Here is an 18815-nt window from a genome sequence, read left to right on the forward strand (position 1 = left end):
GCTACGGGAGTATGAAATGTTCGAGGTCTTGCAGCCACCCGGCTGGGCCAAGCCGAGGGGGTACGCGAACGGCATCGCGGCGCGCGGCAAGATGATCTTCGTCGCCGGCCAAATCGGCTGGAACGAAAAATGCAAGTTCGAGTCCGATGATCTGATAGATCAGATCGGCCAGACCCTGAAGAACGTCGATGCGGTCTTGCGCGCCGGCGGCGCCGCGCCCGAGCATGTCGTGTCGATGACCTGGTTCTTGCTCGATCGCAAGGAATATTCGGCGCGCCTGAAGGAAATCGGCGTCGTCTATCGCGACGTCATGGGTCGGCACTTTCCGGCCATGACGGCGCTGCAGATATCGGGGCTGGTTGAGGACCGCGCAAAGGTCGAAATCCAGGCGATCGCAATGATGCCTGACTAGATGAATTGACAATGCGACGCCGGAAGCGGCGCCAACCCACAGGAGGGTGACATGGCAACGAAAGCGCATGAAAACCACCGGGAAGATGTAGCCGGACGGGCCAATGTCGAGGATACGCCTGAGCTGCTCGCCTATTACGACGAGCTCGAAAGGCTGGAGGCGGGCGCACTCTGGACGGTCGCGAACAAGATCGAGCCGTGGCAGCCCAAATCGTCCTCCGTCCCGGTGCTGTGGCGCTATGAGGACCTCCGCGCGCATGTGCTGCGTTCCGTTGAACTGGTGTCGCCCGAGAAGGCCGGGCGCCGCGTCATCTATCTGAATAATCCCAGACGCCGCGAGCACGCCGCCGCGGTCGGCTGGCTTTATTCCGGCTTGCAGGTCATGCGTCCGGGCGAGGTCGCATCCGCCCACGCCCATTCGGCGTCTGCGCTTCGCTTCATCATGGAAGGCGAGGGCGCCTACACGATCGTCGATGGTCACAAGATGACGCTCGGCGCCAACGATTTTGTGCTGACGCCGAACGGCACCTGGCACGAACACGGCGTCTCCAGCGACGGCACGCCGTGCATCTGGCAGGACGGTCTCGACATTCCTCTCGTCAACACGCTTGAAGCCAATTTCTATGTGGTTCACCCCGACCTGCAGCAGAGCGTCGGTTATCCCGTCGACGACATGACGCACACCTGGGGCAATCCCGGCCTGCGCCCGGCGGGCGCCGAATGGTCCAAGGGATATTCGCCGCTATTGAAGTATGAATGGGGACCGACCTACGAGGCGTTGCAGCGCTACGCCAAGGCCACCGACGGCTCGCCGTATGACGGCGTTCTCATGAACTATGTGAATCCGGTGACCGGCGGTCCGGTGATGCAGACGATTGGCGCATCGATGCAGATGCTGCGGCCGGGCGAGAGCACCCGTGCGCATCGTCACACAGGCAGCTTCATCTATCAGGTCGCCAAGGGACGCGGTCATTCGATCATCGACGGCAAGCGCTTCGACTGGAAGGAACGCGACATCTTCTGTGTTCCGTCCTGGGCTTGGCATGAACATGTCAACGCCTCCGCCAGCGAGGACGCCTGCCTCTTCACGTTCAACGACCTGCCGGTCATGCACGCGCTCGGGCTCTATCGCGAGGAAGCCTTCGGCGATAATGGCGGCCGCCAGCCCCTCGTATCCTAGGAGAAAAGCAGTGCGTCTCGTTACCTATCGCGGCACGGTCGAGGCCGCAGCCCGTCTCGGCGCTGTCGTTGACGATCTCGTCGTGGATGTCGAGAAGGTTGGCCGGCATGCCGGGGTTTTCCTTCCCTCATCGATGCTCGATTTCATTGATCTCGGGCCGCCGGCCTTGGCGGCGCTCAAGAAGATACTGAACGAGAGCAGGGATAACTGGCCGGTCGGCGCTGCGTTGCCGCTTGCAAATGTTAGGCTGCTGGCGCCGATCCCGCGTCCGCGGAAGAACATTTTCGGCATTGGCCTGAACTATGTCGAGCACGTCGCGGAATCCTCGCGCGCGCTCGACACCGCCAAGGACCTGCCCAAGCAGCCGATCATCTTTTCGAAGCCGCCGACCAGCATCATCGGGCCGGGCGAAGCCATTCATCACAACAAGGCGATTACCCGGCAACTCGACTGGGAAGTCGAGCTTGCCGTCGTGATGGGTCGAACCGCGCGGCGCGTGCCGGAGGCGGAAGCACTTTCCTTCGTGTTCGGCTACAGCGTGATGATCGATGTCAGCGCCCGCGACAATCGCCGCGCCGGCCAATGGATCTATTCCAAGGGGCAGGACACCTACGCGCCGTTCGGGCCGTGCATCGTAACGGCAGATGAAATCACCGATCCGCATGCGCTCGATCTCTGGCTCGCGGTAAACGGCGTCGAAAAGCAGCGCTCCAACACGCGCCACATGCTGTTCAAGGTGCCGCTCCTGATTGCCGACATTTCGGCCGCAATGACGCTGGAGCCGGGCGATATCATCGCGACGGGAACGCCCGAAGGCGTCGGCGCAGGGCGCTCGCCGCAGGAATGGCTGTGGCCGGGCGATGTGGTGGAAGCGGAAGTGACGGGCATCGGCCGACTGCGCCATCCCGTGGTGGCGATCTGAGAGGCTTAACATGATCTTCGATATGGAGACGCTGGAAGCGCAGAACCGCTACAAGATATTGACGGCAACGGTGACACCGCGGCCGATCGCCTGGATCACCACACTCTCCGCCAGCGGCGTGATCAATGCCGCGCCTTTCAGCTTCTTCAACGTGATGGGGCACGAGCCGCCCACCGTCGCGATCGGACTGCTGGCAGGCTCGAAGCGATTCAAGGACACGGCGGCGAATATCCTCGATACCGGGGAATTCGTCGTGAACCTCGTTGCCGAGCGCAACGCCGAGGCCATGAACATCACCTGTATCGACGCGCCGCCGGAGATCGACGAACTAGTGCTGGCGGGACTGACACCGGCAGCTTCCGACGCGGTGCGCCCGCCGCGCATTGCGGAATCGCCTGTGTCGTTCGAATGCCGGGTCCTCACCTCGCTGGTGACGGGGCCACGGCAGACCGCCGTGATCGGCCGCGTCGTCCGAGCCCATGTCGATGACGCGGTGATCCTGGACAAGGAGCGCTGTCATATCGATACGCAGGCGCTGCGTCTGATCGCCCGCATGCACGGCAGCGGTTGGTACGCGCGCTCGACCGACCTGTTCCAGATCGACCGGCCGACCTGGGCGGCGTGGCAGGAAAACAACGTCAAGGCAGAGCCTGCGTGACGGGACTTTCCGAGGCGTGGGGCGACGAAGCGGAGGACATCTTGAAGATCGCAATATTGGGTGGCGGAAACGGTTCGTTCGCGGCCGCCGGCGACCTCGCCTTGGCCGGCCATGAAATCCGGCTGTGGCGGCGAAATCCCGGAGATGTCGAGGCGCATCGTGCCGAGGGTGGCACGATCACGGTCATCGATCGATCGGGCCGCCGTGACGTCCGGCTGGGTGTGGTCACGTCTTCGATCGCGGAAGCCATCGACGCGACTGATCTCATCCTGTGTCCGGCGCCCGCCTTTGCGCAGCCGGCGATTGCGAATTTGGCCGCACCGCATTTGCGCGACGGCCAGGTCGTGTTCCTGCCGCCCGGCACATTCGGCTCCTACATCTTCGCCCGCGCCGCCCGCGACGCAGGAAACCGCGCCGAGATCGCAACCGCGGAGACCGGGACCTTGCCGTGGCTGGCGCGCAAGCAAGGTCCTTATGCCGTCCGCATCTCGGGCAGGGGCGCGCGGTTACCGACCGGTGTGTTTCCGCAGCGGCTTGCCCCGCACGCGCTCGGCGTGATCGAGCGCGCGTTTCCGAACGCCATCGAGCCATGCGGGGATGCACTCTCGGCGGCGTTGATGAACGCCGGCCCGATCATTCACCCGCCGCTGATCACAATGAACGCGGGCCCGATCGAACATTTCGAAAAGTGGGACATCCATAAGGAAGGAACGCAGCCGGCCATACGTCGCGTCACGGACGCCCTCGACGCCGAGCGCATGGCCGTCCGCGAGGCGCTTGGTTATGGAAAGCCGCATTTTCCATTGGCGGACCACTATTCGCGCGACGGCGAACCCTGGATGTATGCCCGAGACGCGCATGAGCAGCTCACCGATTCCGGCGATTGGTCCGAACGCCTCATTCTCACGGAGCACCGCTACATGCTGGAGGATCTGCGTCTCGGCCTGTCGTTCCTCGCATCGGTGGCCGGTCTTGCGGGCGTGCACACGCCGCTAGTTAAGGCATTCCTCGCGATCGGCTCCGCCATTACCGGCGAAGATTTCACGGTGACGGGCCGGAGCCTGTCCTCACTCGGCCTCGGCAATCTCAACCGCGCCGCGTTGCAAAATCTTCTGGCCGAGGGTTTCCGATGAAACCGGTGATCGGATGTCTCGGTGCCGGACGAATGGGCCGCGGCATTGCCGTTGTGTTCGCTTTCGCTGGCCATCAGGTTGTCGTCATCGATTTCAAGGAGCGGGACGCGTCGGCATTCGAGACGTTAGCGGCCGAAGCCAAGGCAGAAATCCGTTCGACGCTCGAGATTCTCTCGCGCATCGATCTGCTCCCGCCAGAGCTTGTGCCCACAATTGCCGGACGGATCACGATCGTGCCTCGGCAGGAGGCGGGTATGACGCTGCCGCGCTGCGATGTCATCTTCGAGGGAATGCCGGAGATCCTCGCGCTAAAGCAGGCGGCGCTGGCCGAGGCCTCGCGGCTGGCAGGCGAGGGGCCGATCATCGCCTCGACTACCTCGACGATCCTGGTCGACGATCTCGCCGGATCGATCGAACATCCCGACCGCTTCCTCAACGCGCACTGGCTCAATCCCGCTTACCTCGTGCCGCTGATCGAACTTTCTCCGGGGCGGCTCACCGCGTCGGAGACGACAGCGCGGATGAAGACGCTGCTCGAAGGCATCGGCAAAGTGCCAGTGGTCTGCGCGGCGCGCCCGGGCTTCATCGTTCCACGAATCCAGACGCTGGCGATGAACGAAGCCGCCCGGATGGTGGAGGAGGGTGTCGCCTCCGCGGAAGATATCGACAAGGCCGTGATCTATGGCTTCGGATTTCGTTTCGCGGTGCTGGGCCTGCTCGAATTCGTCGACTGGGGCGGCGGCGATATCCTGCATCATGCCAGCCGCTATCTCGTCGAGGCGCTCGGCGACAGCCGTTACGCCGCACCGCCGATCATCGCGGCCAATATGCGGGAGGGACGCATCGGCATGAAGACCGGTCAGGGCTTCATGAACTACGAGGGCGTCGACCAGGCCGCCTATCGCGAGCAGCGGCTTGCTGCGTTTGCGTCGGCGCTTCGTGCCATGGGTCTCGCACGCGAACCCGTCGCCTGAAGCGAGCGCCATCGCTTCAGTGGCCGCCGAGATAGGCTGCGATCAGTTTGGGGTCGTGGATCAAGGTGTCCGCCGGTCCGGACTGGATGATCTCGCCGGTTTCCAGCACGTAGCCGTAATCCGCGGTCTCCAGCGCGGCACGGGCGTTCTGCTCGACGAGCAGGACCGACACGCCGAGGCTGCGCAGCGAGGCGATGGTGCGGAAGATTTCGCGGACGATCAGCGGCGCAAGGCCGAGGCTGGGTTCATCGAGCACGAGGAGTTTAGGTTTCGCCATCAGCGCGCGCCCAAGCGCCAGCATTTGCCGCTCGCCGCCCGACAGCGTGCCGGCGGCTTGCTTGCTGCGCTCCTTGAGCCGCGGAAAGCGGTCGAACACATCGTCGAGGCTCTTGCGCGTCGTCGAGCGGTCGCGCAGGCTGTAGGTGCCGAGCAACAGATTATCGGCGACCGACATGTCGGCGAACAGCTCGCGCTTCTCCGGCACGAGGCATAGGCCGCGCTCGACGCGGCCCTCGACGTCGATCCGCGAGAGATCGGTGCCTTGGAAGACCATCCGCCCTGTGGACTTCAGTAGGCCGATGGCGGCCATCAGCAGCGTCGTCTTGCCGGCGCCGTTCGGGCCGATCACGGTCACGATCTGCCCTTGCTCGACCGAAAGCGAGACATCGCGTACCGCCTCCACCTTGCCGTAGGCGACCGATACATTCTCGATCGAGAACATCTGGGTCACGCAACACCTCCGAGATAGGCTTCCTGGACGCGGGCATCGTTGCGTATTGCCGCCGGTTCGCCTTCGCAGAGCTTGGAGCCGAAATCGAGCACGACGATACGATCGACCAGCGACATTACGAACTCCATGTCGTGCTCGACCAAAAGGATCGTCAGATGATCGGCGCGCAGCGACCGCAATAGCTCGGCAAGCTTCAGCTTCTCCTGGCGACGCAGGCCGGCTGCTGGTTCGTCGAGGACGAGCAGCGTCGGATCGGCGGCGAGCGCGCGGGCGATTTCGAGCACGCGTTGATTGCCGAGCGGCAGATTGCCGGCTAGCTCGAATGGCTTGTCGCCGAGTCCGACGCGTTCGAGCTGCTGCAGCGCCTCATAACGTGCGCTGGCCTCTTCCGCCTGGTTCAGACGCAACGCGCCGGCGAGCAGGCCGGTTCTGGTGCGCGAATAGGTGCCGAGCAGCACGTTGTCGAGCAGCGTCATGCGGGGGCGCAGCTTGACGTGCTGGAACGTGCGGGAGATGCCGGAGCGCGCGATGTGGAATTGCTGGTCGCGGGTGATCGAGCGGCCCGCAAACGCGATCTCACCGCTGTTGGCGCGCAGGGCCCCCGTGAGCAGGTTGAACATCGTGGTCTTGCCGGCGCCATTTGGCCCGATCAGCCCCAGGATCTCGCCGGACCTCACTTCGAAGCTGACATTATTGACGGCGACGAGGCCGCCAAACCGCCGCTGCGCGCCGCTCACTTTAAGAAGAAGCGTGCCGGGCGCAGGTTGCTCGCGGCGCGGCAACGGAGCCGCGGCTTGCGGACGGGACTGCTTCACGTCGGGCAGAAAGCCTGCGAGGAACGGCACGATACCTTGCCGTGCCCGTTGCAGAAACAGGATGAACAACGCCGAGAACGCAACTATCTCGAGCTGGCCGGAGGCGCCTTTAGCGATCAGCGGCAGGTAATCCTGCACGGAGTTCTTCAACAGCGTGACGATCGCAGCACCAATCACGCCGCCCAAAATGCTACCGGCGCCGCCGACCATCGCCATCATCAGATATTCGATGCCCATCCCGGCTTCGAACGGACCAGGGCTGACGAAACGGCCGAGGTGGGCGTAAAGCCATCCGGACAATGCGCCGAGGAAAGCGGTGATGACGAACGTCACCAGCTTGATCTGAAATGCGTTGATGCCGAGGCTTTCGACCAGCGTATTGCCGCCGCGCAGCGCGCGCATTGCGCGGCCGATGCGGGAGTCGAGAAGGTTGTAGCAGAGGAGAAGTACCGCGACGACGATCGCCCAGATCAGGAAGTAGATCTGCCGGCTCTCGACCAGAGCAATGGGGCCGATCGAGATCGGCGGAATGCCCGAAATGCCGTTATGTTGGCCGAGCCCCTGGATGTTGCCGAACAGGAATGCGATCGCCAGTCCCCAGGCGACCGTGCTCAGCGACAGGAAATGTCCGCCCAGGCGCAGCGTCACGAAACCCAGGATCGCCGCGATGCTGCAGGTCAGGATGACGGCGAGCACCAGTCCGAGCCATGGCGAATAGCCGTTCAGCGCGGTGACCCACGCTGTCGAATAAGCGGCGACGCCGACAAAAGCTGCCTGGCCGAACGAGACGATGCCGCCGACGCCGGTCAATAATGCCAAGCCGATGGCCGCAAGCGAGTAGATGCCGATATAGTTCAGCAGGGTGATGCTGAACGGATTGAGCACGAAGGGAGCCGCCACGAGGCAGGCGATCGCTGCGGCAATGATGAGACGGATCTGCTGCAGTGTCATTCCTCGACTTCCTCTTCGGAATGCTGCGAGGCGAGCGAGCGCCAGAGCAGGACGGGAATCAGCAGCGAGAAGACGATGACGTCCTTCAAGGTGCTGCTCTGGAACGAGGCGAAGCTTTCGAGAAGGCCGACGCCGAAGGCGCCGAGGGCCGCGCCTGGATAGCTGGCCATGCCGCCAACGATCGCGCCGACAAAGGCTTTCAGGCCGAGCAGGAATCCGGAGTCGTAGAAGATGGTGTTCACAGGCGCAATCAGGATGCCGGAGACGCCGGCCATCAGCGATCCCAGGAGGTAGGCGATCGTCCCGGCCCGCGCGGGTCTAATGCCCATCAGCCGGGCGCCGGTCCGGTTCAGCGCGGTTGCGCGCAGCGCCTTGCCGATCAGCGTGAAGTCGAAGAACAGAAACAGCAGGCCGCTGAACACCAGCGCAGCGGTGAGGATCAGTACTGTCTGTCCGGAGACGTGCACGCCGGCGACCTCGATTGCCATCGAGGTCAGCGGCTCGGTCCTGACGCCTTCGGGACCGAAGAACAACAGGCCAAGTCCGACCAGTGCGAAGTGCAGCGCGACTGAGACCGTCAGCAACAGGAGAACCGAGGCGTCTGCGATCGGGCGAAACACGATCCGGTCCAGCAGTGGCGAGATCGGCATGATCAAGAGCAGCGCCAGTACGATTCTGACCGGCATCGGCGGAGTGAAGCGCATCGTCAGCCAGACGACCCCGACCACGATCAGGGGCAACACGAGATAGAAGAGGACGGCCTTCGGTACCGCGCGAAGCTCGCCGGACCGCGCCAGCGAGACGACTTCCATCGTGCAGGCCATGCACGCCAACACGACAACCAGCCCGACCGTTCCGGGAAGCTGCTTGGCGTCGAGCGCTGCCAGCGTCAACGCCGTGAAGGCTGCGATGTCGCCGAACGGAATGAAGATCACCCGCGTCACGGTAAAGATCAGCACGGTGCCGATCGCCACCAGGGCGTAGACCGCCCCGGTGGCTATTCCGTCGATCGCAAGGATCGCTGCGATGTCTGCCGTCATGCCCTCAGTCGTCCTTCCGTGTCACGCGTCGGCATCGCTCAGGGCTGGTAGGTCCAGGCGCCGTTGACCAGGCGGACGATTACCAGCGCGCGCTCGTCCACGCCGTGATAGGCACCGGGCTTGAAGTTGTAGACCGCGTGCACGCCCGAGAGCTCCTTGGTGCCGAGGATCTCGTCGCGTAGGGCCTTGCGGAATTCGACGGTGCCAGGTTTGGCGGTCTTCAGCGCGCCCGCGGCGGCGGACGTGAAGATCATCCAGCCGTCGAAGGAATAGGCCGAGAAGCCGTCCGTGGTCGGGAGATTATGCGCCTTCTGGTAAGCGGCGCGGAATTCGAGTGCCAGTTTCTTGGCGAAATGGCTGTCGGGAAGCTGCTCGGCCACGATGACCGGGCCGGCCGAGACCTGAATGCCTTCCGCGGCCTTGCCGCCGACGCGCACGAAATCGGGATTGACCAACGCTACCGTGCCGTAGGTCTTGCCCTTGAAGCCACGCTCGCCAAGCGCAAGCAGCGGCAGCGCGCCCTGCGTGCCCGATCCGCCGATCAGCACGGCATCCGGACGCACCGCGAGAACTTTAAGGATCTGGCCGGTGACCGACGTATCGACGCGCGCATAGCGTTCGTTGGTCAGCACCTTGATGCCGTCCTCGGTTTCCACCGCCTTGGCGCCGTTATAGACGAGATCGCCCCAGGCATCCGAGAAGCCGATGTAGCCGATGTTCTTCATGGCATCGCGCTTCATGCGATCGGCGACGACCTTGACCAGCAGCGAAGCAGGTTGCGGGACGGAAATACCCCATTGGTCGGCTGGGTTGGGCTGTCCGATCACCGGGGAGACGGCGATCATCGGCACCTTCAATTCGGTCGCGACCGCCATCATGGCGATGGTCGATGGGGCGGTTGCGGTGCCGATCAGGAGATCGACCTTCTCTTCCTCAATGAGCTTGCGCGCGTTGCGGGTTGCGGCGGAAGGATCGGAGCCGTCATCGAGCTGGATCAGTTTGATCTTCTCGCCGTTGACTTCGCTCTTGTATTCCATCGCGGCCTGGATGCCGCGCCCATAGGGGATGCCGATCGAGGAGCCGGGCCCGCTGAGCGAGGTGACGAATCCGATCGTGATGTCGGCCTGTGCGGTCGAGGCCGCGACGAGGCCGCCGATGAGGGCAGTCAAACTCAACATCTTGCGCATTGCATTCCCCTTGGTTGAAAACAGCCGCGACCTGAGCGAGATGTCAGCATGGATCGAGGTCGGACCAGCACGATCGATGCCGTGATTGTCGCCGAAACCCGGCGCGGGTCTGGTCCCCGCCTCCGGACGGGAGTTATGAAATGAGCGTCAACAAAGTCGGTTCCAATCTCGAGCGCCGCTTCGTCACGACGCATCTTGGCCGCATCCATGTCGCTATGGCCGGAACGGGGTTTCCCGTTCTCCTGCTGCATCAGACGCCACGCTCGTGGGACGAATACCGTGATGTGCTGCCGCTGCTCGGCCGCGATTTCCGCGCGATCGCAATGGATACGCTCGGCTTCGGAGATTCCGATCGGCCTGCCGCTGATCCTTCGATTGAACTGTGGGCTGAAGGGGCGTTCGCGCTGCTCGATGCGCTGGAAGAGCCGCGGGCCGCGATCGTGGGCCATCACACCGGTGCGGTAATCGCGGTCGAAATGGCGGCCTCGGCGCCTGCGCGGGTGAGCGCACTGGTGCTCTCGGCCTGTCCTTTCGTCGATGCGGCGCGCCGGGCCAAGCATGACGGCACGCGTGTGATCGACGAGGTCGAGGCGCGTACCGACGGCTCGCATCTCACCGAGCTCTGGGCGCGCCGGCAGCCGTTCTATCCTGCTGATGACATCGATTTGCTGCAGCGCTTTATGGTCGATGCGTTGCGGACTCGTGAGATGGCGGCGGAAGGTCACCGGGTGGTGAATCGCTATCGGATGGAAGATCGTCTGGGAAGCATCCAGTGTCCCACGCTGGTCATTGCTCCGACAGCCGATCCGCACGTTCATCCCGTGGCTCCAAGAGTTGCTGGAGCTATCAAGGGTAGCATCTTGCGCGAGCTCTCAGGAGGCATGGTGCCGCTTCCCGATCAGATGCCGGAGGCCTTCGCCGCCTTGGTCCGCGACTTCGTCCGCGTCGAGCCAGCCAAGGGCGGGAACAGCACCTGAAACGCCGCATCTAACCGCGGCGAATGCGAACCCGTCTGCAACACCTGCTGTTCCGAGGTCGATAATCTCAGCCACGATTGATGACCTTTATCAACGCAAATACCAATGCGACGCGTGCCCGCGCAGGCGCCGATGCCCGTCAATTGTTTAAAGCCTAAAGTATTTATCGGCCGAACGTCAATACGCCAGCTTCGTGCCTTTGCGGAAAAGTTTGCGGCGGCGCGTGCAAGCGCGAAAGCTGAATTCGCCTATGCAAGAGGGTGAGGCGCTCTCTGCCTGTCCTTTCGGCAATTCGGTCTTGTCGCGCGCAGCGGTCGTCGGAAAGCCGTTCAATTGACGCGAAAATTATTTTGTGGTTGAAATATTTCGGTCGAGGGGAATGGCGCTACGCTATCGTGCGCTTTCACATCGCCGGCTTGTGAATGTCGTAGTGTTCTCTCAGACTGCGGTGTATTTGAGGACCGATCGGCACGCGTCGCCTGTGAACGGGATATCCGCTGTGCGCATCTTCTGGCAGAGCTTCGTCGATCAGGCTACTAGCGCGCCCTACATGGCACGGCTTGCGGCCTATCTGAACGAGATCGCGGCGCCCGGCACCAGCGTCCACGTAGAGGGCATCACGCCCGCCGACCGCGACTTCGGCCGCTTGAGCGAATTCCGTTGTGCCATTCAGGCGGTCGACAACGGACTCGCAGCGCAGGAGAGCGGCTTCGACGCCTACGTCATGGGCCACTTCCAGGATCCGGGATTGTACGAACTGCGTTCGGCGCTGACTATCCCGGTGGTCGGCACCGGCGAAGCCACGCTGCTGGCGGCCTCGCAACTCGGCCGTCGGCTCGGCCTTGTCACGCTCGATTCAGCTTTCGAAGTTTGGCATTACGAGCAGGCCGATCGCTACGGACTTTCCGGCCGTGTGGTGCATGTCACCGGCATGGGCTGCCGTCCCGAAGATTTCAGCGCCGCGTTTGCAGGCGATGCGGCGGCGAAGGTACGCATGCTGAGCGACTTTACGGCCTGCGCCCAGCCGCTGGTCGATCGCGGCGCCGACGTCATCATTCCGGCCGGCGTGTTGCCCGGTCTACTGATTGCGAGCGAGCGTGGTTTCAAGATCGGCTATGCGCCCGTGGTGAACTGCGCGGCGGTGGCGCTGAAGAGCGCCGAGATGTGGGTGCAACTGCACCGCCTCAACGGCACCGAGCCGAGCCGGGGGCCCAGCTTCGCGTTGGCCAATGACCGTGCCCGCCAGGATTTCCGCGCGACGGTAGCGCGTACGCACGCCGACAAAGCAAAGAACCGGTAAGGACAAGACATGCTGCAGCCAGACAAGATTCTGTATGAAGCCGAGGTAACGGCGACCGGCGGGCGCGACGGCAAGGCTGCGAGCGATGACGGGCTTCTCTCGGTGTCGCTGTCGTTGCCGAAATCACTGGGTGGGCCGGGCGGACCGGGGACCAATCCCGAGCAGCTCTTTGCCGCCGGATACGCCGCGTGTTTCCTAGGCGCGGTCAAACTTGTCGCACGCACAAGGAAGATCACGCCGTCTGCAGAGCCGACCGTCACCGCCAAAGTAGGCATGGGACCGGTCGCTGTAGGCTATGCGCTCACGGTCGAACTCAAGGTGCTGCTTCCCGGGCTGGAGAAATCCGTCGCCGAGGAAGTCGTGGCCGGCGCGCACGAACGCTGCCCCTATTCCAACGCAACGCGCGGCAATATCGACGTCAAGTTGACTGTACTCTGAACGGCTCACAGGAACACCGGCACTCCGATGCAAAACTCCATCCGAACACCTTATGATCGGGTCGTGATGGCGGTTCCGGTGACGATACCCTACGTGCGCTACTCGATCGAGAGCGCGCAGTGGTGGATCGGCCGCGCGCTGAAGGCGCTGGTTGACGGCGCCGGCATCACGCCGCGCGACATCGATGGTTTCTGCGTTTCGAGTTTTACGGCGGGGCTCGATAGCGGGATCGGGCTCACCCAGCATTTCGGCTTGTGCGTGCGATGGATCGACACCATTCCGCTAGGCGGCGCGAGCGCGATCGCGGCGCTCCGCCGCGCCGCGCGGGCGGTGCAGGCCGGCGACGCGCGCATCGTGGCTTGCGTGGCTGGAGATACCAACCACGTCGATTCCTTCCGCTCCACGCTGGAAAATTTCTCGCGCTTCAACCAGGACGCCGTCTATCCCTATGGCGCGGGCGGCGCCAATGCGAGCTTTGCGTTGATCGCGCGCAACTACATGCGAACGTTCGGCGCCAAGCGCGAGGATTTCGGCAAAATCGCCGTCGCCCAGCGCAGCAATGCGCTCCGCAATCCCAACGCCCTGATGAAAGCGCCGCTGACCATCGAGCAATACATGTCGGCGCGGCCGATCGCCGATCCGATCCATTTGTTCGACTGCGTTATGCCGTGCGCCGGTGCGGAGGCGTTTCTCGTGATGGACGAGGATGTCGCCGCGTCCCTCAACCTGCCCGCCGCCAAAATTCTTAGCACGATCGAGCGCCACAATGCATTCGGCGACGACCCCGTTCAGGTGCGTGGCGGATGGGCGATGGATATCGATGAGCTCTACGCGATGGCCGGCGTCAAGCCGGATGATCTCGATTTCGTCGAGACCTACGACGATTATCCGGTGATCTCGATGATGCAATTCGAGGACCTCGGCTTCTGCCGGAAGGGCGAAGGGCCCGATTTCGTTCGGCAGCACGATCTCACGATCGACGGCACCTTCCCGCACAACACCTCCGGTGGCCAGTTATCGGTCGGGCAGGCCGGTGCGGGAGGCGCCTATCTCGGCGTGGTCGAGGCCCTGCGCCAGGTTCTTGGGCAAGCCGGTCCGACGCAGGTTAGGGATGCACGTGTCGGGTTGGCTTCGGGTTTTGGAATGATCAACTATGATCGTGGCCTTGCTTCGGGAGCGGCGATTCTCGCGGGACCGGGCTCATGATCGAACCGATCATCAAACCGCGCCGGAAGAACCCTTTGCAGCGGACGCGGCTGCCGACGTCGCCGCCGCGCGCACGCAGCCGCCCGTCGCACGGTTTCACGCGGGCCGCCGCCGAGGGGCGCTTCATGCTGCAGCGCTGTGGTGCCTGCGGAACGTTCTGTTATCCGGCGCGCGATGCATGCCCCACGTGCCTTTCCGCCGATCTCGCCCTCACGGACGCGCCGCGGCGAGGGACGCTTTTGTCCGAAACGACGCTGCATGTCCCGGCGGACGTGCACTTCCGCGAGCGCGCGCCATGGCGCATCGGCCTGGTTGCGATGGAGTGCGGGCCAACCCTCGTGACGCACCTGCATGCCGATTGCGAAGAGGGCAGGCCGGTTGTGATGTCGTTCCAACTGGACAAGAGCGGGCAGGCCGTCGCCTTCGCGCACCCCGAACGTGAGACCCCCAACATGACGGATGACAGGCAGTGGCGTGAGATGACGGCTGATCCAAAATTCCGGCGCGTTCTGGTGACCAACGGGCGCAGCATCGTCGGTCAGGAAACGGTGGCTGCACTGAAGGCGGCGGGCGCGTCGATCGTGTTCGTCGGCCTCGCCGAGCCGTGGAAGCCGTTCCGCGGCGAGGATGCATTACGCGCCATGGAGGGCGTCGAGATCGTGTCGCTCGATGTCGGCGACGAGAGGTCGGTCGCCGATCTGGCGGCCGATATCGGCGGCAAGGTCGATATCCTCGTGAACACGGCCGAGCATGTCCGCGCCGGCGGGCTGCTCGATCGGCAAGGCACCAGCGTCGTGCGCGATGAGATCGACCAGAGCTATCTCGGTTTCGTGCATTTGGCGCAGGCGTTCGGGCCGGCGATGCGGATGCGGGGCTCCGATGGCGTCAACAGCGCCGCTGCCTGGATCAATATCCTCTCCGTCTATGCGCTGGCGAACTGGCCGGTGTTCGGCGCCTATTCGGCGTCACAGGCTGCTTGTCTGTCGCTGTCGCACTGCCTGCGGGCGGAGCTTCGGCCCGGCGGTGTCAAGGTGGTGAACGTGTTCACCGGGCCGCTCGATATCGAATGGTTCCAGACGGTGCCGCCGCCGAAGGTGGCGCCCCGCGCGGTGGCGAGTGCGATCGTGTCGGCGCTCAAGCGCGGGCTTGAAGATGTGTTCGTAGGAGACGTCGCCGAAGACATTCGCCAGCGCCTGGCCGCCAACCCCAAGGCAGTCGAGCGTGAGCTAGGGGCGTAGGCAGGGTTGTTGAGAACGGGAGAAGCGCAATGGACAGCAACAGTCTCATGCAATTTGCCGGCGCGGTTGCATCCGGCGCGGTCCGCGTCGTCGATCTGACCTTCACCCTCAGTCCCGATTTTCCGGTCATCGTGCTGCCGCCGGATTTTGGTCAGGCCGCGCCGGTCCGCATCCAGCAGATTTCGCGCTACGACGCGAATGGCCCCGCCTGGTACTGGAACAATCTCACCTTTGGGGAGCACACCGGTACGCATTTCGATGCGCCGATCCACTGGTTCACCGGCAAGGACCTGCCGAACAACGCCGTCGACACGTTGCCGGTGCGCGACATGATCGCGCCGGCCTGCGTAATCGATTGCTCGGCGCAAGCCGCAAAGGATGCGGATTTCCTTTTGACGATACCGGTGGTCGAAGCCTGGGAAAAAAGCCACGGGCGAATTCCGGAACGGCACTGGGTGCTGCTGCGTACCGACTGGTCGAAGAAAGGTTGGCGCGACTATGCCAACTTGAAAGACGACGGCGCGCACACGCCGGGGCCGGATGCAGCCGTGATGCGCTGGCTCGTCGAGGAGCGTGGCATCATGGGCCTCGGCACCGAGACGATCGGCACCGATGCCGGCCAGGCCGGGCATCTCGATCCTCCGTATCCGGCGCATCATTTCCTTCACGGCGGCGGACGTTACGGCCTGCAGTGCCTGTGTAACCTCGATCAGCTTCCGCCAACCGGCGCGGTGATCGTGGCCGCGCCGCTCAAAATCCAGAATGGCTCTGGCAGTCCGTTGCGCGTGCTTGCGCTGGTGCCTGGGCAGGGTTGAACCTTTTCTTACACATCGAGTGACATCATGGAAAACAAGAAGACTCTATTGATTGGCGTCGCGATCTTGCTTGCCGCCATGGCGCCGGCCCATGCCGAAATCCTTGTCGGTTTCGTCACCGGCTTGAGCGGGCCGGTGTCCTCGATCGGCGTGCCGAACGCCAAGGGACTGGCCGCGGGTCAGACCTATGTCGGCGAGATCGACGGTGAGAAAGTCCGCGTCATCCAGCTTGACGACGGCTCGGACCCGGCCGCCTCGACGCGCAATGCCCGCAAGCTGGTCGAGCAGGAAAACGTTGATTTCCTGATCGGCACGTCGGGCGCGCCGCAGACGCTGGCGATGGCGACCGCCGCTATCGAGATGAAGGTCCCAATGGTGGCGGTCTCGCCGATCGCGCCAGTGCCGGCCGGAGAGGGCGGGCCATGGGTGGTGCAAACCCCGCAGCCGACGCCGCTGCTCGTCCAGGGTATCGTCGATCACATGAAGAACCGCAACGTAAAGACCGTGGCCTTCATCGGCTTCTCCGACGCCTTTGGCGACCTGATGTATAATTCGCTGCTGCAAAGCGCCGAGAAGGCGGACATCAAGGTGATCGCCAACGAACGCTATGCTCGCTCGGACAACTCGGTCACCGCACAGGTGCTGCGCGCGGTCTCCGCGCGTCCCGATGCGATCATGCTGGGCGGCACCGGAACGCCCGGTGCATTGCCCGTGATTGCGCTGTCCGAGCGCGGTTACAAGGGGCCGCTCTACGGTAATCACGGCATGATCAGCGCGGATTTCCTGCGGCTCGCCGGCAAATCGGCCGAGGGCATCATCTGCCCGACCGGGCCGGTGACGGCGGGCGAGCAGCTTCCCGAGAGCAATCCGATCCGCAAGGTCGTTCTCGCATTCCGTACCGCCTATGAGAAAGCCAATGGCGAGACGCCAGCCGATGCATTTTCGCCCTACGCCTTCGATGGCTGGCTGGTGTTCATGGATGCAGCCAGACGTGCCAAGGCGACCGGAGCGACGCCCGGGACGCCAGCCTTTCGCAATGCGCTGCGCGAAGCCCTGTTCACGACCAAGGACGTGGTGGGCGCGCACGGCATCTATAGCTATACGCCGGCCGACCGTCACGGCGTCGATAGCCGCGCGCGGATACTGGTCCAGATCGAAGGCGGGAAATACAAGCTGCTGCCATGATAGCAGCGGCCTGCGAGCGGCTCAGCCGTGGCGCAGCTTCGCCTTCAGCGCGCGCATGTCGATCGCGCGATTTGCGCTGACTGCGGCAGCCGCCAACGTCTTGATCTCGCCCCGCGCGAGCTTGCGCGTTGACGACAAGGGAAGTTCGTCGACGATGGCGACGTAGCCGGGCACCTTGTGATAGGCGAGGCGCTCGGCGCAGGTTTTGACAATCGAAGCCGCGAGCGCGGCTGCATCGTCGACCTCCGCATTCGGCACGATGAAAGCAAAAACCTCTTCGCCGCGGATGTCGTCGGGGACGGGTGTCACCGCGCAGCCGCCGATGCGCGTGTCCATGTAAAGCGCGCTCTCGACCTCGAGCACGCCAATGCTCTCGCCGCTGCGCCGCACGATGGTCTTCTTGCGATCGAAGAAATACAGAAGGCCGTCTTCGTCAGCGAACACCAGATCGCCGGTGTGGAACCAGCCATTCTGCCAGGCCGCTTCGGTGGCCTCCTTGTCCTTCAGGTAACCGCTGAAGAAGCCAGCCCGGGCATTGTCGCCCTTGGCGCGGACCAGCAATTCGCCAGGCTTTCCAGGCGCGACATCGGCGCCCTGATCGTCAACGAGACGATACTCCATACTTGATGATGGCCGGCCAACGCAGCGCGCGCCAAATCCCGCCGGCTCACGCGCGGTGGTCGTTGCCGCCGCACCGCCGGTCTCGGTCATCGCCCAGGCCTCGACGATCGGGATGCGGTAACGCTCCTCGAAGGTGGCACGATGGCGGACGTCGACGCCGGGCGCGAAGGCGAAGCGCACCCGATGCTGTCGTTCTACTTCAGTTACAGGCAGTTGGAGCAGAATGGCCGGGATGACGCCCAGACAATGTACGACCGTTGCGCCGCTGTCGGCCACACACTGCCACCAGCGATTGGCGTGGAAGCGGTCGAGCGGAACCACGGCGCCGCCGAGCACCATCATGCCGACAGCGCTGCAGCCGAGTGCATTCATGTGAAACATCGGCAATGGCGTCAGGTTGATCTCGCGATCAGGCCGCAGTTCGGCCACGCCGCCCTGCGCGAGATACCAGTCGGCGACCTGCAGGAAATAGCGGTTCGAGAGCATGCAGCCCTTTGGCTTGCCGGTGCTGCCTGAAGTGAACAGCAGCGCGCATTCATCATTGAACTCGGGAGTTTGGGCGCTGACGTCCGTCCGGCACGGCGGGATACGGCTGTCGGTATCGATGACGCGGGCACGTCCGAGTGCTGCATCCTTCGTCACGTGGATGCGATCCGGGGTCGCCACCAGCAGGTCCGCCTGTGACAGCTCGAGCTGGAAGGATAGTTCGTCGGGGCGTATGTCCGGATTGATCGGAACGATCGAAACCCCGAGCGCATTGAGCGCGAGCCAATGCAGAAAGAAAACCGGCCGATTTTCGAGCAGCAAGGCGACCCGCGCGCCGCGTCCGTAGCCGGCGGCCGCGTATTCGGCTCGAACGCGGTCAACATCGGCCTTGAACGCGCCGTATTCGATGTTGAATCCTTCCGGTGCGTAGGGCAGTTGCGCACTCGCGGGCGCCAGCAGGAATGGCGCGTCCGGCCGCCTTGCAGCCGTGGCGGCGAAAGCATCGGACGGCGATCGATACGGAATGTTGAGACTCATTGCGAACGTCG

General features: G+C 63.7%; 18 protein-coding genes. 13 read left to right on the forward strand and 5 right to left on the reverse strand.

The annotated features are described in order from the left end of the window. The first annotated feature begins 16 nt into the window (after positions 1-16). The 6 genes from RX328_RS06225 to RX328_RS06250 are packed head-to-tail and all read left to right on the forward strand — an operon-like array spanning position 17 to position 5278. Entirely contained in the window at positions 17-412 is a 396-nt protein-coding gene (locus tag RX328_RS06225; RefSeq protein ID WP_213251884.1) for a RidA family protein, read from the forward strand. 51 nt (positions 413-463) lie between these two features. After that, complete coding sequence (locus tag RX328_RS06230) at positions 464-1591, forward strand: cupin domain-containing protein (protein WP_213251885.1); 1128 nt, start codon at positions 464-466, stop codon at positions 1589-1591. A gap of 10 nt (positions 1592-1601) precedes the next feature. Further along, positions 1602-2513, forward strand: coding sequence for a fumarylacetoacetate hydrolase family protein (locus tag RX328_RS06235; RefSeq protein ID WP_213251886.1), 912 nt, complete (start codon positions 1602-1604; stop codon positions 2511-2513). 10 nt (positions 2514-2523) lie between these two features. Next, a complete protein-coding gene (locus tag RX328_RS06240) occupies positions 2524-3171 on the forward strand; it encodes a flavin reductase family protein (RefSeq protein WP_213251887.1) in 648 nt (215 codons plus the stop codon). Positions 3172-3212: 41 nt separating this feature from the next. Beyond that, positions 3213-4304: an NAD/NADP-dependent octopine/nopaline dehydrogenase family protein gene (locus RX328_RS06245; RefSeq protein ID WP_213251955.1), complete on the forward strand. Its 1092-nt coding sequence runs from the start codon at positions 3213-3215 to the stop codon at positions 4302-4304. Further along, complete coding sequence (locus tag RX328_RS06250; RefSeq protein WP_213251888.1) at positions 4301-5278, forward strand: 3-hydroxybutyryl-CoA dehydrogenase; 978 nt, start codon at positions 4301-4303, stop codon at positions 5276-5278. The genes RX328_RS06245 and RX328_RS06250 overlap by 4 nt, the downstream gene beginning before the upstream one ends. Before the next feature lie 16 nt (positions 5279-5294). Here the strand turns inward: RX328_RS06250 and RX328_RS06255 are convergent, their stop codons facing one another. Genes RX328_RS06255 through RX328_RS06270 form a run of 4 tightly spaced genes read right to left on the reverse strand, consistent with a single transcriptional unit; the run spans position 5295 to position 10001 of the window. Continuing rightward, complete coding sequence (locus RX328_RS06255; RefSeq protein WP_249726438.1) at positions 5295-5999, reverse strand: ABC transporter ATP-binding protein; 705 nt, start codon at positions 5997-5999, stop codon at positions 5295-5297. Between the two features lie 5 nt (positions 6000-6004). Beyond that, positions 6005-7774, reverse strand: coding sequence for an ABC transporter permease subunit (locus RX328_RS06260; protein ID WP_213251890.1), 1770 nt, complete (start codon positions 7772-7774; stop codon positions 6005-6007). Beyond that, positions 7771-8814 (reverse strand): branched-chain amino acid ABC transporter permease, encoded by a 1044-nt coding sequence (locus RX328_RS06265; protein ID WP_213251891.1) that lies wholly within the window; start codon positions 8812-8814, stop codon positions 7771-7773. The genes RX328_RS06260 and RX328_RS06265 overlap by 4 nt, the downstream gene beginning before the upstream one ends. Before the next feature lie 38 nt (positions 8815-8852). Next, the gene (locus RX328_RS06270; RefSeq protein WP_213251892.1) at positions 8853-10001 is read right to left on the reverse strand and encodes an ABC transporter substrate-binding protein; all 1149 of its coding nucleotides are present in this window, start codon (positions 9999-10001) and stop codon (positions 8853-8855) included. A gap of 140 nt (positions 10002-10141) precedes the next feature. Here RX328_RS06270 and RX328_RS06275 point away from each other — a divergent pair, with 140 nt between their 5' ends. From RX328_RS06275 to RX328_RS06305, 7 genes are all read left to right on the forward strand, one after another. Continuing rightward, positions 10142-10978, forward strand: a complete 837-nt coding sequence (locus tag RX328_RS06275) for an alpha/beta fold hydrolase (protein WP_213251893.1) — start codon at positions 10142-10144, stop codon at positions 10976-10978. A 499-nt stretch (positions 10979-11477) separates the two neighbouring features. After that, complete coding sequence (locus RX328_RS06280) at positions 11478-12278, forward strand: aspartate/glutamate racemase family protein (RefSeq protein ID WP_213251894.1); 801 nt, start codon at positions 11478-11480, stop codon at positions 12276-12278. Between the two features lie 9 nt (positions 12279-12287). Next, entirely contained in the window at positions 12288-12716 is a 429-nt protein-coding gene (locus RX328_RS06285; protein WP_283772370.1) for an organic hydroperoxide resistance protein, read from the forward strand. Positions 12717-12743: 27 nt separating this feature from the next. After that, the gene (locus RX328_RS06290; protein ID WP_213251895.1) at positions 12744-13922 is read left to right on the forward strand and encodes a thiolase family protein; all 1179 of its coding nucleotides are present in this window, start codon (positions 12744-12746) and stop codon (positions 13920-13922) included. Then, the gene (locus RX328_RS06295) at positions 13919-15160 is read left to right on the forward strand and encodes an SDR family NAD(P)-dependent oxidoreductase (RefSeq protein ID WP_213251896.1); all 1242 of its coding nucleotides are present in this window, start codon (positions 13919-13921) and stop codon (positions 15158-15160) included. Before RX328_RS06290 ends, RX328_RS06295 begins: the two co-directional genes overlap by 4 nt. Before the next feature lie 29 nt (positions 15161-15189). After that, on the forward strand, positions 15190-15975 hold the full coding sequence (locus tag RX328_RS06300) for a cyclase family protein (protein ID WP_213251897.1): 786 nt from the start codon (positions 15190-15192) through the stop codon (positions 15973-15975). Between the two features lie 27 nt (positions 15976-16002). Continuing rightward, complete coding sequence (locus RX328_RS06305; protein ID WP_213251898.1) at positions 16003-17160, forward strand: ABC transporter substrate-binding protein; 1158 nt, start codon at positions 16003-16005, stop codon at positions 17158-17160. A gap of 21 nt (positions 17161-17181) precedes the next feature. Here RX328_RS06305 and RX328_RS06310 read toward each other — a convergent pair whose 3' ends face one another. Next, entirely contained in the window at positions 17182-18804 is a 1623-nt protein-coding gene (locus RX328_RS06310) for an AMP-binding protein (protein WP_213251899.1), read from the reverse strand. Positions 18805-18815 lie beyond the last annotated feature (11 nt).

The organism is Bradyrhizobium sp. sBnM-33 (genome assembly GCF_032917945.1).
In the GTDB taxonomy this organism is placed as follows: Bacteria; Pseudomonadota; Alphaproteobacteria; order Rhizobiales; family Xanthobacteraceae; genus Bradyrhizobium.

Excerpts from the sequence above, each read along its gene's own strand:
- RX328_RS06270 (WP_213251892.1), bottom strand. The coding sequence starts at position 10,001 with ATGCGCAAGATGTTGAGTTTGACTGCCCTCATCGGCGGCCTCGTCGCG.
- RX328_RS06290 (WP_213251895.1), top strand. The coding sequence starts at position 12,744 with ATGCAAAACTCCATCCGAACACCTTATGATCGGGTCGTGATGGCGGTT.
- RX328_RS06230 (WP_213251885.1), top strand. The coding sequence starts at position 464 with ATGGCAACGAAAGCGCATGAAAACCACCGGGAAGATGTAGCCGGACGG.
- RX328_RS06265 (WP_213251891.1), bottom strand. The coding sequence starts at position 8,814 with ATGACGGCAGACATCGCAGCGATCCTTGCGATCGACGGAATAGCCACC.
- RX328_RS06275 (WP_213251893.1), top strand. The coding sequence starts at position 10,142 with ATGAGCGTCAACAAAGTCGGTTCCAATCTCGAGCGCCGCTTCGTCACG.
- RX328_RS06250 (WP_213251888.1), top strand. The coding sequence starts at position 4,301 with ATGAAACCGGTGATCGGATGTCTCGGTGCCGGACGAATGGGCCGCGGC.
- RX328_RS06260 (WP_213251890.1), bottom strand. The coding sequence starts at position 7,774 with ATGACACTGCAGCAGATCCGTCTCATCATTGCCGCAGCGATCGCCTGC.
- RX328_RS06305 (WP_213251898.1), top strand. The coding sequence starts at position 16,003 with ATGGAAAACAAGAAGACTCTATTGATTGGCGTCGCGATCTTGCTTGCC.
- RX328_RS06225 (WP_213251884.1), top strand. The coding sequence starts at position 17 with ATGTTCGAGGTCTTGCAGCCACCCGGCTGGGCCAAGCCGAGGGGGTAC.
- RX328_RS06240 (WP_213251887.1), top strand. The coding sequence starts at position 2,524 with ATGATCTTCGATATGGAGACGCTGGAAGCGCAGAACCGCTACAAGATA.
- RX328_RS06285 (WP_283772370.1), top strand. The coding sequence starts at position 12,288 with ATGCTGCAGCCAGACAAGATTCTGTATGAAGCCGAGGTAACGGCGACC.
- RX328_RS06255 (WP_249726438.1), bottom strand. The coding sequence starts at position 5,999 with ATGTTCTCGATCGAGAATGTATCGGTCGCCTACGGCAAGGTGGAGGCG.
- RX328_RS06310 (WP_213251899.1), bottom strand. The coding sequence starts at position 18,804 with ATGAGTCTCAACATTCCGTATCGATCGCCGTCCGATGCTTTCGCCGCC.
- RX328_RS06300 (WP_213251897.1), top strand. The coding sequence starts at position 15,190 with ATGGACAGCAACAGTCTCATGCAATTTGCCGGCGCGGTTGCATCCGGC.
- RX328_RS06295 (WP_213251896.1), top strand. The coding sequence starts at position 13,919 with ATGATCGAACCGATCATCAAACCGCGCCGGAAGAACCCTTTGCAGCGG.